Origin of the sequence: Microbacterium saccharophilum (assembly GCF_007992455.1) — a bacterium.
GTDB classification, from domain to species: domain Bacteria; phylum Actinomycetota; class Actinomycetes; order Actinomycetales; family Microbacteriaceae; genus Microbacterium; species Microbacterium saccharophilum.
Genome location: NZ_BKAH01000003.1, coordinates 201,012 through 214,841 on the forward strand (window position 1 = coordinate 201,012; position 13,830 = coordinate 214,841).

Annotated in this window: 15 protein-coding genes; 3 read left to right on the plus strand and 12 right to left on the minus strand. The window is 72.3% G+C overall.

The features are described from left to right. Nucleotides 1–42 precede the first annotated feature (42 nt). The 7 genes from MSA03_RS04765 to MSA03_RS04795 all read right to left on the minus strand — a co-directional run bounded on the left by MSA03_RS04765 (nt 43) and on the right by MSA03_RS04795 (nt 7,422). Complete coding sequence (locus tag MSA03_RS04765; RefSeq protein WP_147049846.1) at nt 43–903, minus strand: metal ABC transporter permease; 861 nt, start codon at nt 901–903, stop codon at nt 43–45. Beyond that, nucleotides 900–1,724, minus strand: a complete 825-nt coding sequence (locus MSA03_RS04770) for a metal ABC transporter ATP-binding protein (protein WP_244946323.1) — start codon at nt 1,722–1,724, stop codon at nt 900–902. Before MSA03_RS04770 ends, MSA03_RS04765 begins: the two co-directional genes overlap by 4 nt. Next, entirely contained in the window at nt 1,721–2,686 is a 966-nt protein-coding gene (locus tag MSA03_RS04775; RefSeq protein ID WP_147049847.1) for a metal ABC transporter substrate-binding protein, read from the minus strand. Before MSA03_RS04775 ends, MSA03_RS04770 begins: the two co-directional genes overlap by 4 nt. Before the next feature lie 61 nt (nt 2,687–2,747). After that, on the minus strand, nt 2,748–4,100 hold the full coding sequence (locus MSA03_RS04780) for a dihydrolipoamide acetyltransferase family protein (protein ID WP_147049848.1): 1,353 nt from the start codon (nt 4,098–4,100) through the stop codon (nt 2,748–2,750). A 22-nt stretch (nt 4,101–4,122) separates the two neighbouring features. Next, nucleotides 4,123–5,106 (minus strand): alpha-ketoacid dehydrogenase subunit beta, encoded by a 984-nt coding sequence (locus tag MSA03_RS04785; protein WP_147049849.1) that lies wholly within the window; start codon nt 5,104–5,106, stop codon nt 4,123–4,125. Beyond that, nucleotides 5,103–6,248 (minus strand): thiamine pyrophosphate-dependent dehydrogenase E1 component subunit alpha, encoded by a 1,146-nt coding sequence (locus tag MSA03_RS04790; protein WP_028496276.1) that lies wholly within the window; start codon nt 6,246–6,248, stop codon nt 5,103–5,105. Before MSA03_RS04790 ends, MSA03_RS04785 begins: the two co-directional genes overlap by 4 nt. A gap of 103 nt (nt 6,249–6,351) precedes the next feature. After that, entirely contained in the window at nt 6,352–7,422 is a 1,071-nt protein-coding gene (locus tag MSA03_RS04795; protein WP_147049850.1) for a histidinol-phosphate transaminase, read from the minus strand. Between the two features lie 73 nt (nt 7,423–7,495). Here MSA03_RS04795 and MSA03_RS04800 point away from each other — a divergent pair, with 73 nt between their 5' ends. Next, a complete protein-coding gene (locus MSA03_RS04800) occupies nt 7,496–7,894 on the plus strand; it encodes a phage holin family protein (protein ID WP_147049851.1) in 399 nt (132 codons plus the stop codon). Here MSA03_RS04800 and MSA03_RS04805 read toward each other — a convergent pair. Both MSA03_RS04805 and MSA03_RS04810 read right to left on the minus strand, forming a co-directional pair. After that, nucleotides 7,860–9,203 (minus strand): alpha/beta hydrolase family protein, encoded by a 1,344-nt coding sequence (locus tag MSA03_RS04805; RefSeq protein ID WP_147049852.1) that lies wholly within the window; start codon nt 9,201–9,203, stop codon nt 7,860–7,862. The genes MSA03_RS04800 and MSA03_RS04805 overlap by 35 nt on opposite strands. Then, nucleotides 9,200–9,451: a hypothetical protein gene (locus MSA03_RS04810; protein ID WP_147049853.1), complete on the minus strand. Its 252-nt coding sequence runs from the start codon at nt 9,449–9,451 to the stop codon at nt 9,200–9,202. The genes MSA03_RS04805 and MSA03_RS04810 overlap by 4 nt, the downstream gene beginning before the upstream one ends. Before the next feature lie 113 nt (nt 9,452–9,564). Between MSA03_RS04810 and MSA03_RS04815 the strand changes: the two genes are divergently transcribed. Together MSA03_RS04815 and purB are read left to right on the plus strand one after the other, a co-directional pair. Further along, nucleotides 9,565–10,071, plus strand: a complete 507-nt coding sequence (locus MSA03_RS04815; protein ID WP_028496272.1) for a low molecular weight protein-tyrosine-phosphatase — start codon at nt 9,565–9,567, stop codon at nt 10,069–10,071. Nucleotides 10,072–10,098: 27 nt separating this feature from the next. Further along, nucleotides 10,099–11,481 carry an adenylosuccinate lyase gene (gene purB, locus MSA03_RS04820; protein ID WP_147049854.1) on the plus strand — a complete coding sequence of 461 codons (1,383 nt, stop codon included), beginning with the start codon at nt 10,099–10,101 and terminating at the stop codon, nt 11,479–11,481. A gap of 383 nt (nt 11,482–11,864) precedes the next feature. Here purB and MSA03_RS04825 read toward each other — a convergent pair whose 3' ends face one another. The 3 genes from MSA03_RS04825 to MSA03_RS04835 all read right to left on the minus strand — a co-directional run bounded on the left by MSA03_RS04825 (nt 11,865) and on the right by MSA03_RS04835 (nt 13,784). Next, nucleotides 11,865–12,188 (minus strand): amino acid transporter, encoded by a 324-nt coding sequence (locus tag MSA03_RS04825; RefSeq protein WP_147049855.1) that lies wholly within the window; start codon nt 12,186–12,188, stop codon nt 11,865–11,867. Beyond that, complete coding sequence (locus MSA03_RS04830; RefSeq protein WP_170245452.1) at nt 12,185–12,823, minus strand: acyl-CoA synthetase; 639 nt, start codon at nt 12,821–12,823, stop codon at nt 12,185–12,187. Before MSA03_RS04830 ends, MSA03_RS04825 begins: the two co-directional genes overlap by 4 nt. Nucleotides 12,824–12,899: 76 nt before the next feature. Further along, nucleotides 12,900–13,784: a VOC family protein gene (locus MSA03_RS04835; protein ID WP_147049857.1), complete on the minus strand. Its 885-nt coding sequence runs from the start codon at nt 13,782–13,784 to the stop codon at nt 12,900–12,902. Between the last annotated feature and the right edge of the window lie 46 nt (nt 13,785–13,830).

Sequence of the window (13,830 nt, forward strand, 5' to 3'; positions counted from 1 at the left end):
GAGTCTACCCGCGGGGCTTCCGGGCTCCCCGTGCGGAAGCCCTCATCGCGCCGTCGTGACCCGCCCGCGCCGCGCACCGATGACGCGGCAGACGAGGTAGATCACGAAGGAGATGGTGGTGATGTAGGGGCTCACGGGCAGGGTCCCCATGATGGCGAGCAGGATGCCGCCGACCGCCGCGACGATGCCGAACAGCGCCGACAGGAGCGGCACCGCGACGGCTCCCGACGCGACCCGCACGGCCGCGGCGGCGGGCGTGACGACGAGCGCCATCACGAGGAGCGCGCCGATGATGTGCACCGCGACGGCGACCGCGAGGCCCAGCAGCAGCATGAAGCCGAGCGAGACCGCGACGGTGGGCACGCCGCGGGCGGCGGCGGACTGCGGGTCGAGGGAGTCGAACCGCAGCGGACGCCAGATGAGCAGCAGCGCGATGAGCACGAAGGCGGAGATCCCGATGAGCCAGCCGAGCTGCGCGGACTGCACCGACACGATCTGACCCGTCAGCAGGCTGAAGCGGTTGGCGCTGCGACCGTTGTAGAGCGAGAGGAAGAGGATGCCGAGACCCAGCCCGAACGACATGAGCACGCCGACGATGGAGTTGCGCTCCCGGGCCCGCGCCCCCAGCCACCCGATGAGACCGGCGGCCACGAGCGACCCGACGATCGACCCCGTCACGACGTCCGCCCCGACCAGCAGCGCCGCGGCGGCACCGGCGAAGGACAGCTCGCTGATGCCGTGCACTGCGAAGGCCATGTCGCGCTGGATCACGAAGACGCCGATGAGCCCGCCGACGAGCCCGAGGATCGCGCCGGCCCACACCGAGTTCGACACGAGCGCGAGGATGTCGCCGTAGTCCGCGAGGCCGCCGAACATGGCGTCCCCGACGTCCGCCCAGTTCACTGGTGCCCCTCGTGGTGGTGGTGCGACTCCTCGGCGTCGGGGGCGCCGACCACGACGAGCCGGTCGCCGGCGCGCAGCACGAAGACGGGGGCGCCGTAGAGGTCGCTGAGGACGGGTGAGGTCAGCACGTCCTTCGGCTTCCCGAGAGTGAAGCGGCCGTTCGCGAGGTACAGGATGCGGTCGACCTTCCCGAGCACCGGGTTGATGTCGTGGGTGACGAGGAGCACGCCGGCCCCGGTCTTCCGGTGCGCGTCGATGAGCCGCACGACGGCCTGCTGGTTCGCGAGGTCGAGACTCGTGAGCGGCTCGTCGCACAGCAGCAGGCGGGGGTCGTCGGCGAGCGCCTGCCCGACGCGCAGCCGCTGCTGCTCGCCGCCGGAGAGCACGCCGACCGGCTCGCCGGCGAAGTGGCCCGCGTCCACGGCGTCGATCAGCGCGTCGACGCGGGCCCGGTCCCCGCGGCGGCGCAGCGGCAGACCGAAGCGGTGGCCGTCGACGCCGAGTCCGACGAGCTCGCGCCCGCGGATGGAGGTGTCCCGCGGGAGGGGACGCGCCTGCGGCAGGTACCCGATCCGGCGGTTGCCGCGCCGGCGCACCGGTTCGCCGAGCGCCGTGATGGTGCCCTCGCTGAGCGGCTCCAGGCCCAGGATGGCGCGGAGCAGCGTGGTCTTGCCGGAGCCGCTCGGTCCGAGCACGGCGATGAGCTCGCCGGGAGCGACGTCGAGGTCGAGACCGCTCCACAGCTCCCGGTCGCCGCGCCGGAGGGCGGCGCCGCGGATCTGCAGCGGATTCTGCAGCGCGGGGTCGGCGGGCGAGGTCACCGGGTCAGCGTACCGGCGAGATCGGCGATGTTCGCCCGCATCCAGCCGAGGTAGGTCTCGCCCTCGGGGACGAGTTCGGTGAACTCCACGACCGGGATGCCGTCGGCGGCCGCCCAGCGCAGGACCTCGCCGGTCTCGGCCCCGCCGGTCTGCGCGTTGGCGAGGACCGCACGCACCTCGCCAGTGTCGAGCATGTCGCGCGCCTCGAGCAGCGTCGCCGGCGGGACGTCCTGCCCCTCCTCGACGGCCTCGCTGAACGCGGCGGGCGCGGCGTCGACGAGACCCGCCGCCTCGACCAGGTACAGCGGAACGGGTTCGGTGACGAAGACGCGGTCGCCCGCGTGCGCGGCCGCGACGGCGGCGAGGTCGCCCGTGATCTCCTCGATGCCGGACTGGAAGTCGGCGAGGTTGGCGGCGTAGTCGCCGGCGTGGGCCGCGTCCAGCTCGCTCAGCTCGTGGGCGATGTCCGCGGCGAGGTGCGCCATGGCATCCGGGTCGTACCAGACATGCTCGTTGAAGCCCTCGATGTGGTCGTGGGCGGCGGCGCTGTCGTGATCGTGGTCGGCCTCGCGGCTCTCCTCTGTGACACTGTGGCCGTCGTTGCCCGGGTAGGCGTGCGAGAACTCCACGGCCGTCAGCACGACGGCATCCGCATCGCTCGCCTCGATGAGCCCGTCGACGAAGGCGTCGTAGCCCCCGCCGTTGCGGATGACGAGGTCGGCGCGGGAGATGGTCAGCTGGTCGCGGGCGGGAGCCTCGTACGCGTGCGGGTCCTGTGCGACGGAGGAGATGAGGGAGGTCACCTCGATCATGTCGCCCCCGATCGCCTCGGCGATCTGGCCGTACACCGACGTGGACGCGACGACCCGGATGCCGTCGTCCTCGGTGCCCGCGGCGGAGCATCCGGCGAGGAGCAGCCCGGAGGCGGCGACCAGCGAGAGGACGGGGGCGGAGCGGCGCATGCCTCCAGCCTACGTGCTATTGATAACCATTCTCAAATCAACGGGATGCCTGCGGCGGCGCTCAGTCCAGCAGCAGCGCGGGCTCCTCGAGGATCGAGGCGATGTCGGCGACGAACCGGCTCACGCCGTCACCGTCGATGACACGGTGGTCGAACGACCCCGACACGGTCGTGACGAAGCGGGGGCGCACCTCGCCGTCGACGACCCAGGGCTTCTGCCGGATCGTCCCCATCGCGATGATGCCGGATTCGCCGGGGTTGATGATCGGCGTGCCGGCATCCATCCCGAAGACCCCGATGTTGGTGATGGTGATCGTGCCGCCCTGCTGGTCGGCGGGGGTGGACCTGCCCTCGCGCGCCGTGAGCGTGAGCTTCTCGAGCGCGCGGGCGAGACCCTGCATGTTGAGGTCCTGCGCATCCTTGATGTTCGGGACCAGCAGACCCCGCGGCGTCGCGGCGGCGATGCCGAGGTTGACGTAGTTGCGGACGCGGATCTCCGCGGATCCGTCCTCGTTGTCGATCCACGCGGCGTTGACCATGGGCGTGCGGCGCACCGCCCAGATGACGGCGCGCGCCATGATGAGCAGCGGCGAGACCTTGATGTCGGCGAAGTCCGGCGACGCCTTCAGCCGCTTGACGAGTTCCATCGTGCGGGTCGCGTCGACGTCGGTCCAGACCGAGACGTGCGGGGCCGTGTAGGCGGAGCGCACCATGCCGCTCGCGATCGCCTTCCGGACACCCTTGACGGGGATCGCCTCCTCGCGCTCCGGGTCGGCGGCGGGCGGTGCCGCGACGGGCTGAGCCGGGCGGGACGCGGCCTGCGGCGCCACCGGGATGGACTGCTCGCGGACCTCGGGCGCCTCGGGCGTCGCGATGTTGCGGAACACCGAGGCCTGCGAGGCGTGCTTGACGACGTCATCGCGGGTGACCTCCCCGGCGGGGCCGGAGGGGACGACCTGCGTGAGGTCGACGTCGAGGTCGCGGGCGAGCTTGCGGATGGGCGGCTTGGCGACGACGCCGACCGACGCCTTCACCGGACGCTCGGCGGGCTTGCGCCGCCGCGACTGCACGTGCCCGCCGGTGCCGTAGCCGACGAGGACCGCGCCGCCGTCCTCGGGTTCGGCGGCCTTCTCGCCGTGCTCCGACAGGCCTGCAGACGCGTCCGGCTCGGCGGCGGCGCCCGCGATCGTGATGATCGCGGCACCCACCGTCACGGTGTCGCCCTCCGCGGCGAGGAGCTCGCCGACCGTTCCCTCGAACGGCGACGGCAGCTCGACGAGCGACTTGGCGGTCTCGATCTCGACGAGCACGTCGTTGACGGCGACGGCGTCGCCGGGGGAGACGCGCCACTGCACGATCTCCGCCTCGGTGAGGCCTTCGCCGACATCCGGCAGATGGAAGGTCTGCGTGCTCATCGGTGCTCCAAATCAGTCTGCGTCAGTACGCCAGTGCGCGGTCGACGGCTTCGAGGATGCGGTCGGGGTCGGGGAGGTACGTGCCCTCGAGCTTGGCCGGCGGGAACGGCACGTCGAAGCCGGAGACCCGGAGGACGGGGGATTCCAGGGCGAAGAACGCCTTCTCCATGACGGTCGCAGCGACCTCCGACCCGACGGAGGTGAAGCCTGGGGCCTCCTGCGCGTAGACCATGCGGCCCGTGCGGCGCACGGAGTCCAGGATCGGCCCGTAGTCGATGGGCGAGAGGGAGCGCAGGTCGATGACCTCGCAGCTCGTGCCCTCCGACTCGGCCAGCGCGGCGGCCTGCAGGAGCGTCGTGACCATGGCGCCGTGACCGACCAGCGTGATGTCGGTGCCGCGGCGGACGACGCGCGAGGCGTGCAGGGGCAGCGCCCGGTCGGCGGTGTCCACTTCGCCCTTGATCCAGTACTTCGCCTTCGGCTCCAGGAAGATCACGGGGTCGGGCGAGGTGATGGCGTCCTGGATCATCCAGTACGCGTCGTTGGGCGTCGAGGGGGACACCACCCGCAGGCCGGGGGTGTGCGCGAAGTACGCCTCGGGGCTCTCCTGGTGGTGTTCGACCGCACCGATGTGCCCGCCGTACGGGATGCGGATGACCACCGGCATCCGGTAGGCGCCCTCGTGGCGGTTCGTGATCTTCGCGAGCTGCGAGGTGATCTGATCGAACGCCGGGAAGACGAACCCGTCGAACTGGATCTCGCAGACGGGCCGGAAGCCCGACATCGCCAGCCCGATGGCCGTGCCCACGATGCCGGATTCGGCGAGCGGGGTGTCGAGGACGCGACGGTCGCCGAACTCCGCCTGCAGCCCCTCGGTGACGCGGAAGACGCCGCCGAGGCGGCCGATGTCCTCACCCATGAGCAGGACGTGGTCGTCGGCGGCCATCGCGGCGCGGAGGCCGGCGTTGAGGGCCTTCGCGAACGGCAGGTTCTGGACATCGCTCATGCCTGGGCCTCCCCGAACGCGGCCTCGTAGTCGGCGAGCCACTGCCGCTGCGCATCGATGAGCGGGTGCTCGTCGCTGTACGCGTGCGCGAACATCGACGCGGCGTCGATGTCGCCGAGCGCGTTCGTGCGCACCCGGACGTCGTCCGCGTAGGCCCGGGCCTCGGCATCCACCTCGGCGAAGAGGGTCGAGGCCGCGCCGCGGCCCTCGAGATACGCGCGCATCCGCTGGATGGGATCGCGGCGCGCCCATGAGGCCTCCTCGTCGGAGGTGCGGTACTTCGTGGGGTCGTCGCTCGTCGTGTGGGCGCCCATCCGGTACGTGAGCGCCTCGATGGCGCGCGGGCCCTCGCCGGCGCGCGCCTCGTCGAGCGCGAGCTTCGTGACGGCGTAGCTGGCGAGCACGTCGTTGCCGTCCACCCGCAGCGACGGCATGCCGTAGCCCTCACCGCGGCGGTAGAGCGGAGCACGCGCCTGGGTGGCGACGGGCACCGAGATCGCCCAGTGGTTGTTCTGCAGGAAGAACACCTGCGGCGTGCGGTAGGTGTTCGCGAAGACCATGGCCTCGTGCACGTCGCCCTGACTGGACGCGCCGTCGCCGTAGTAGACCATGACGGCGGCGTCCTGTTCCGGGTCGCCCGTGCCGCAGCGGCCGTCGAAGACCATCCCCATCCCGACGCCCGTGGCGTGCAGCGTCTGCGCGCCGAGCACGAGCGTGTAGATGTGCGTGTTGCCGTTCTTCGGGTCTGTCGGGTCCCATCCGCCGTGCGTGAGGCCGCGCATGAGCCGGACGATGTCGATGGGGTCGACGCCGCGGATCGTGCACACGACGTGCTCGCGGTACGACGGGAAGAGGTGGTCCTGCGGACGCGCGGCCCGCGCGGAGCCCACCTGTGCGGCCTCCTGCCCGAAGGACGGCGGCCACAGCGCGAGCTGGCCCTGACGCTGCAGGTTCGTCGCCTGCTGGTCGAAGGCGCGGACGACAACCATGTCGCGGTAGAGGCCGCGGAGGTCGTCGTCGCTCAGCGCGTCGATCAGCGGGAGGAGGCGCTCGGCCTCCGGGGTGGGCGCGAACGTGCCGTCGGCCGCGAGGACGCGGACGAGGGCGGGATCATCGGCCTGAGCCTCGAAAGAGGGGGTCACGGTCCTACGCTAACGTGCCCTCCGGTGCGTCTTCTGCAGGACATCGACAACGGATGCCGGGATTCACGGTGCCGAGTCCACAGGCGACGCGGGGGCGCGACCGTCACTCCGACGCGATGCTCCGGCGCGCCGCCTCGACCACCCGGTCCAGCGACTCCTCCTCGCCGACCGTGATGCGCACGCCGTCGCCGGCGAACGGGCGGACGATGAGGTCGGCGGCCTCGAAGACCGCGGCGACCTCGAGCGCCCGGTCTCCGGCGGGCAGCCACACGAAGTTGCCCTGCGCGTCGGGGACGTCCCAGCCGGCATCGCGGAGCAGCCGCACGAGGCGGTCGCGGCGGTCGGCGATGACGCGGACGCGCTCGAGCAGCTCCTCCTCGGCGTCGAGGCTCGCGAGCGCCGCCTCCTCGGCGGCGGCGGTGACCGACAGCGGGATGCCGGTCGAGCGGGCGGCGTCGAGGATGCGGGGGTGCCCGACGGCGTAGCCCACGCGGAGACCGGCGAGGCCGTACGCCTTCGAGAACGTGCGCAGGACCATGACGTTGTCGTGGCCGGCGGCGAGCACACGGCGGCCGTCGACGGCGGCGGGGTCGGTGACGAACTCGGCGTACGCCTCATCGAGGACCACGAGGACGTTCGCCGGCACCGCGGCCAGGAACGCGTCGAACTCGTCCTGCGTCACGATGGGACCGGTCGGGTTGTTGGGGCTGCAGACGAGCACCATGCCCGTGCGCTCCGTGACGGCGGCGGCCATCGCGACGAGGTCGTGGCGCCCGTCGGGCGTGTTCGGCACGGTGGTCGCGGTGGCGCCGGCGACCGTCGCGAGGCTCGGGTAGGCCTCGAACGAGCGCCAGGAGAACACGATGTCGTCCGCGGGCCCGGAGGTGGCCTGCGCGAGCTGGAAGAGGATCGACACCGAGCCCGCGCCGATGTGCACCGCGTCCGGCGCGACCCCGTACCGCTCGGCGATGCGTGCGCTCAGGCGCGGGGAGGAGGCATCCGGATACCGGTTGAAGGCCTGCGCGCGGGCGACGGCCGCGACGACGCCCGGCAGCGGCCCGAACGGGTTCTCGTTGCTGGACAGCTTGAAGACCCCCTCGCCGGCCTGCTTGCCCTGCCGGTACGGCGGGAGGGCGGCGATCTCGGGACGGATGCGGACGGGGATGTCGGTCACGCGACGAGTCTATTGACGAGTCTCCCGCACACCCGTGCCCCCGAACCATGCGGCGTGCCAGACTGAGCGCACTATGCGCTTCCTCATCCGCGTCGTCATCAACGCCTTCGCGATCTGGGTCGTCACCCTCATCGAGCCGCTCAAGGTCGACGTCCTGCCGTTCGCGCCCGGTGAGACGCTGCAGCTCGTCCTGACGCTGCTCGCCGTCGCCGCCGTGTTCGCGATCGTCAACACGGTGATCGGCACGGTCATCAAGATCGTCGCCTTCCCGCTGTACATCCTGACGCTGGGCCTCATCTCGGTCGTCATCAACGGCTTCCTGCTGTGGCTGACCGCCTGGCTGACGCTGTGGTGGAGCTGGGGGCTGCGCGTCGAGGAGTTCTGGCTCGGCGTGGTCGCCGCGATCGTGATCTCGCTCATCAACTGGATCCTCGGGATCATCCTCCGCCCGCAGCTGAAGAAGAAGCGCTGACGGGGTTCGGATCGGCGCGGCCGGGCGCGCGCACCCAGCCGCGTTCCGCGCCGTAGAGCGTGGCCGTGACCGACGTCGCGGTGCCGAGCTCCGCGAGACGCTCGCGCACGGCATCCACCCGCGGGTCGTCCGAGGCGTCGACGAGCCGTGCGGTCTCGGCGTAGGCATCCAGCTGATGCGCGCCGAAGGCGAGGTCGGTGACGGAGCCGCCGGGATCGGCGACGCGCTCGGCGACGAAGCTGCCGGGCGCGCCCGTGGGGTACGGCGCGCCGCCGGCCGCCAGCGCCGCGACCGGGTCGTCGGTGTGCCGCAGCGCGACCTGCAGGGTGTCGCCCCGGACATCGGCCTGCACGGGCGAGCCGAAGGTGACGACCGTGGCGACGCGGAACTGCCCGTCCAGCGCGAGCCGCTCGGCGATCATCCCGCCCTGCGAATGACCGGCCAGGTGCACCGTGTCACCATCCCGCGCCCCCGCCGCGTGCAGGGCCGCGACGACGGCGTCGTAGGAGGCGGCGCGGGCTCCGTCGTACAGGTCGAGGTTCGATGCCATGTCGAACGGCTCCGACACCGACATCGCGCTCTGCGTGCCGGCGAGGTAGGCGGCGAACTGGCGCGACCCGTCCGGCATGACGTAGCGCTCCACACGGATGCGGCCGTCGCCGTGACCCGGCATCCGGGCGGCGATGTCGGCGAGAGCATGCGGCGCGGTCGCCGCGCCGCGCCGGAGGACCGGCACGGTGACGGGCTGCGGCTCGCCCCGGAGGCGCGCGTCCCGCGGCACGAATCCGCGGCCGAGCGTGCGCACCCGGGCGAGGAGCAGGGGCAGCGCGAACGCCGCACCCCACCCCTGCGGGCCGAGCGGCTGCAGCGCCTGCGCGATCTGACGCTCGAGCTCGGCGTGCGCTTCGCCGCGCCACCCGTCCAGGAGCCGCATCGCCTCGGCGCCCGCGTCGCCGGCCTCCGCCTGGCGGGCGGCGTACGCCCGGCCCAGACGCGCCGCGCGGGCCGGGTCGCCGCCGGCCTCCGCCGCGGCGCGCTGCGCCTCCAGTTCGACCAGCTCGTACACGAGCGAGAGGGTGCGCAGGTCGGCGGCGAGCGCGGCGGCGCGGCCGGCGGCCTCGTCCGCGAGAGCGCACGGCACGGACGCGAACACCCCGTGCATGGCGAGGTGGTGCGCCACCCCGACGAGGGCCGCGTGGACCCGGTCCCCCGCCGACGCGAGCGACGTCAGCCGTCCCGCCGCGTGCCGGAGGTCGGCCGTGTCGACGGCGATCACGCCGCCGCTGCGGATCTCCAGGTCATCGCTCATCGGCCGGCATCCAGTCCGCGGATCCGGGCGGCGAGCTCGCTCTCGCACAGGGCGATGCCGACCGCGAGGGCGTCGAGCCGGTCGCTCCACTCCTGCAGCGCCGCGCGGTACGCCTCGGCGGCGCGCGCCGTCCAGGCGGTCGCGGCCGTGAGCGCGCGCGCCTGCGCCCGGAGGTCGTCGACGTCGGCGGCGGCGGCGGCGAGCCGCTCGTAGGCGAACGCGAGAGCGGTCGCCGCCTGCAGGTCCATGAGCCGATCCTGACCGCGCGGGAGCGGCTGCGGTGCGGCCGCCGCGGCGCCGTGCGGAGCGCCGGAATACGGCATCCTGTGCAGAAGGCGCTGTATTCGCCACAATATGGAGCGTGCCCCCTGCGTCCGAGCCCTTCCGCGTGCTGTTCGTGTGCACCGGGAACATCTGCCGGTCGCCCATGGCGGAGGTCGTCTTCCGCTGGTTCGCGGAGCAGGCGGGACTCGGCGACCGCGTGCACTCCAGCAGCGCCGGCACCGGGGATTGGCATGTCGGGGAACGCGCCGACGTCCGCACGATCGAGGCGCTGCAGCGGCGCGGCTACGACGGATCGAAGCACCGCGCCCGGCAGTTCACCCTCGACGACTTCCAGCGCAGCGACCTCGTCGTCGCGCTCGACCGCTCCCACGAGCGCATCCTCGCCAGCTGGGCGCCGTCGGCCGCCGACACCGACAAGCTCGCGCTGCTGCTGTCGTTCGACCCCCAGCCGGACGGCTCGCTCGACGTCCCCGACCCGTACTACGCGGGGCCCGGGATGTTCGACGAGGTGCTCGGTATGATCGAGAGTGCGAGCCGGGCGCTCTTCCGGCAGCTCGAACCCGCCATCCGTCCGACGTCCTGAGCGCCCGTTTTCACCGATCGGAGCCTCGTGACCTCTCTGCCTCCCCAGCCCCTCAGCCCGCTCGACGGCCGCTACCGCTCCGCGGTCACGGGCCTCGCCGACTACCTCTCCGAGGCGGGCCTGAACCGCGCGCGCGTCGAGGTCGAGGTCGAGTGGATCATCGCCCTCACCGATCGGTCGCTGTTCGGCTCGTCGCCCTTGTCGCCGGCCGACAAGGCCGCACTGCGGGCCCTCTACACCGACTTCGGGCAGACGGACATCGACTGGCTCGCCGAGAAGGAGGCCGTGACGCGGCACGACGTCAAGGCGGTCGAGTACCTCGTCCGCGACCGGCTGAGTGCGCTCGGCCTGGATGCCGTGGCGGAGCTGACGCACTTCGCGTGCACGAGCGAGGACGTCAACTCGGCCTCCTACGCCCTGACGGTCAAGCGCGCCGTCGAGAACGTGTGGCTGCCGAAGCTGCGCGCCGTGACCGCCGCGCTGGCCGACCTCGCCCGCGAGCACCGGGATGCCGCGATGCTCTCCCGCACGCACGGCCAGCCGGCGACGCCGTCGACGATGGGCAAGGAGCTCGCCGTCTTCGCGTGGCGCCTCGACCGCGTCGCCAGGCAGATCGAGGGCGGGGAGTACCTCGCGAAGTTCTCCGGCGCGACCGGGACGTGGTCGGCGCACCTCGCCGCCGCCCCGGACGTCGACTGGCCGGAGCTGTCCCGCAGCTTCATCGAGAGCCTGGGCATCGGCTTCAACGTGCTGACGACGCAGATCGAGTCGCACGACTGGCAGGTCGAGCTCTACGACCGGGTCCGGCACGCCGGCGGCATCCTGCACAACCTGGCCACGGACATCTGGACCTACATCTCGATGGGCTTCTTCGCCCAGATCCCGGTCGCCGGCGCGACGGGGTCGTCGACGATGCCGCACAAGATCAACCCCATCCGCTTCGAGAACGCCGAGGCGAACCTGGAGATCTCCGGCGGCCTCTTCGCGACGCTGGCGTCGACGCTCGTCACGAGCCGCATGCAGCGCGACCTCACCGATTCCACGACGCAGCGCAACATCGGCGTCGCGTTCGGGCACTCGCTGCTGGCGCTGGACAACCTGCAGCGCGGCCTCACCGAGATCTCGCTGTCGCGCCACGTGCTGCTGGCCGACCTCGACGCCAACTGGGAGGTCCTCGCCGAGGCCATCCAGACCGTCGTCCGCGCCGAGATCGTCGCCGGTCGCTCGCAGATCACCGACCCGTACGCCCTGCTGAAGGACCTCACTCGGGGCCGCCGTGTCGGCGGACCCGAGCTCGCCGAGTTCGTGCAGGGCCTCGACATCGGCGATGCCGCGAAGCAGCGCCTCCTGGCCCTCACCCCCGCCGGGTACGTGGGCCTCGCCGACGCGCTGGTCGACGAACTGGCCTGACGCCGCGGCGCGGCATGCGCCCACGGGCGCCGGCCGCCGGCCGGGCGCGGCGCGCGGCCAACCGCAGGATGACCCGTGGCCGAAGTGGCGCGTGAGCCCCACAGGCCCCACCCGTCACGCCCGATCCTGCAGTTCGCTGCGCGGGGGCGCACCGACGGCGCCGCAGCACAGCATCCACCGACGCGCGCCGGCAGCCGGCCGGGCGCGGCGCGTGGCAAACCGCAGGATCACCCGTGGCCGAAGTGGCGCCTGAGCCCCACAGGCCCCACCCGTCACGCCCGGTCCTGCAGTTCGCTGCGCGGGGGCCCGGCGGGTGGCCTCGCCGGCGCGGATGCGGCGCGGCGCGACGGGGCCGCGCGACGCACCGGCGCCGCGACGGCCGGTCAGGGGCGCGGGGCGCCCGTGTCGGGGTCGGCCGGCCGGTCGTCCTTGCGCATCAGCACAGGGCGGTCGACGGGCTTGGACATCTCCGCCGGGTCGACGGCGAGGATCAGCAGCGCGATGCCGACGAGGGTCACGATGAACGCGATGCCGGCGACGATGAGCGCGACGACGATGACGTGCGCGCGCTGGTCGCCGGTCAGGGTCTGGAAGAAGCCCATCGTCACGAGGGTGATGACGCCCGCGAAGGCGGCGGCGATGAAGGCGAAGCCGATGAGCTGCACCGGCTTGAGCAGGTCGCGGCGGGTGGGGTGTGGGTCGGTCATGCGCTCTCTCCTGCCGAAGCAGTCAGGTCGTCCGCGGTGGCGACGGCGGGACGCGGGCTGAAGCCGGCGATCCCGAGGAACACGGCGACGATCGCGGCGTAGGCCCCGAAGATGCCGACGCCGATGCTGATGCCGGTCAGCTCGAACGTCGCGCCGGCCTCCTTGATGAAGTACTCCAGGCTGTACGCGGGGTTGACGAGCAGCAGCCCGACGGCCAGCAGGATCGTCAGTGCGCCGATGAAGACGGCGTCCCGGGCCGCGGCGTCGCCGCGCCTGCGCGCGCGCACGCCCGCGACGAGTTCGACGACCCCCGCGAGGAGGGCCCACGCGATCACGAGGACGAAGAAGAGGGTGATGCTGCGGATGCCGCCGAGTCCCCCCACCATGCCGGCGAGGATCGTGACCACGCCGAGCGCGACAGCCGGCGCGCGCCGCCCGCCGGGGCGGACGAGCCAGGCCGCGAGCAGCAGGACGATCCCGGTCGCCATGGCGAAGCCGCTGAAGACGGAGAGCCCGACCGCCGCCGAGTGATCCGGCGTGAAGGTGATCATGACCGCCGCGAGGGCCGCGAAGAACGCACGCGCGAGCTGCACGTGCCGCACCTCGAAAGTGCGGGTGGCGGCGGCCTGGGACACGACGGAACTCCTCCGAAGGGGCGGAATGGGACGGCTCCAGTCTAGGTCGCCGCCACCTGAGGACCCGCCGGGGGAGTCAGGATGCCGCGGCTCGCAGCCCCGCGATGTCGATCTTGTGCATCTCCATCATCGCCGCATACGCGGCCGGCGAGGAGATGAGGTCGTCCATGCCGCCGGGGACGATCTGCCAGCTGACGCCGAACCGGTCCTTGCACCAGCCGCACTGCTCCGCCTGCGGCACCCGGGACAGCACCGCCCAGTAGCGGTCGATCTCGGCCTGGTCGGCACATTCGACCTGCAGCGAGACGCCCTCCGTGAACGGATGCGACTCCGTCGCCGCCGAGTCCATGGCGGTGAACCACTGACCTGCGAGCGTGAAGTCGGCGTACATGACCGCACCGGCATCCGCCGGTCCGCTCTTCTCCTGATACTCGACCATCGCGCCGACCTGGGCGTCGGGGAAGAGTCCGGTGTACTCCTCGATCGCCTCGCGGGCGCGGTTCTGCGCCGGCCCGCTGAAGAGGAACGTCGGCATGACAGGCGGCCGCTGCTCATCGCCCGCCACCGTCAGCTGCCAGCTGACCCCGAATCGATCCTCCACCCAGCCGTACCGCGCGCTGTAGGGATATTCCTGAAGGGGCATGAGGACGCGCCCGCCGTCGGCGAGCGCGTCCCAGAGCGCGTCGAGCCGATCGATCTCCGCCTCCGCGAAGCTCAGCGTCAACGAGATCGAGGGGTTCGGGCGGAACGTGTCGCCCGCGTTGATCAGGACCAGCCGGTAGCCGTCGATCTCGACGTCGACGGTCAACGGCTTCCCGGCGTAGTCCTTCTGGAAGTCGAGCAGGCCGTCCTGCGGATAGAAGGAGGAGGTTCTCACCCGGGAGCCGGGGAAGACCCCGGCGTAGAACTCGCCGCCGGCGGCGGCATCGGCGAACCACAGGTTGGGCACGATCTTCTGCATGGGGTCAGGATGCGCCGCCTCCGCGAAGCGTGCAAGGGGGCGGCGC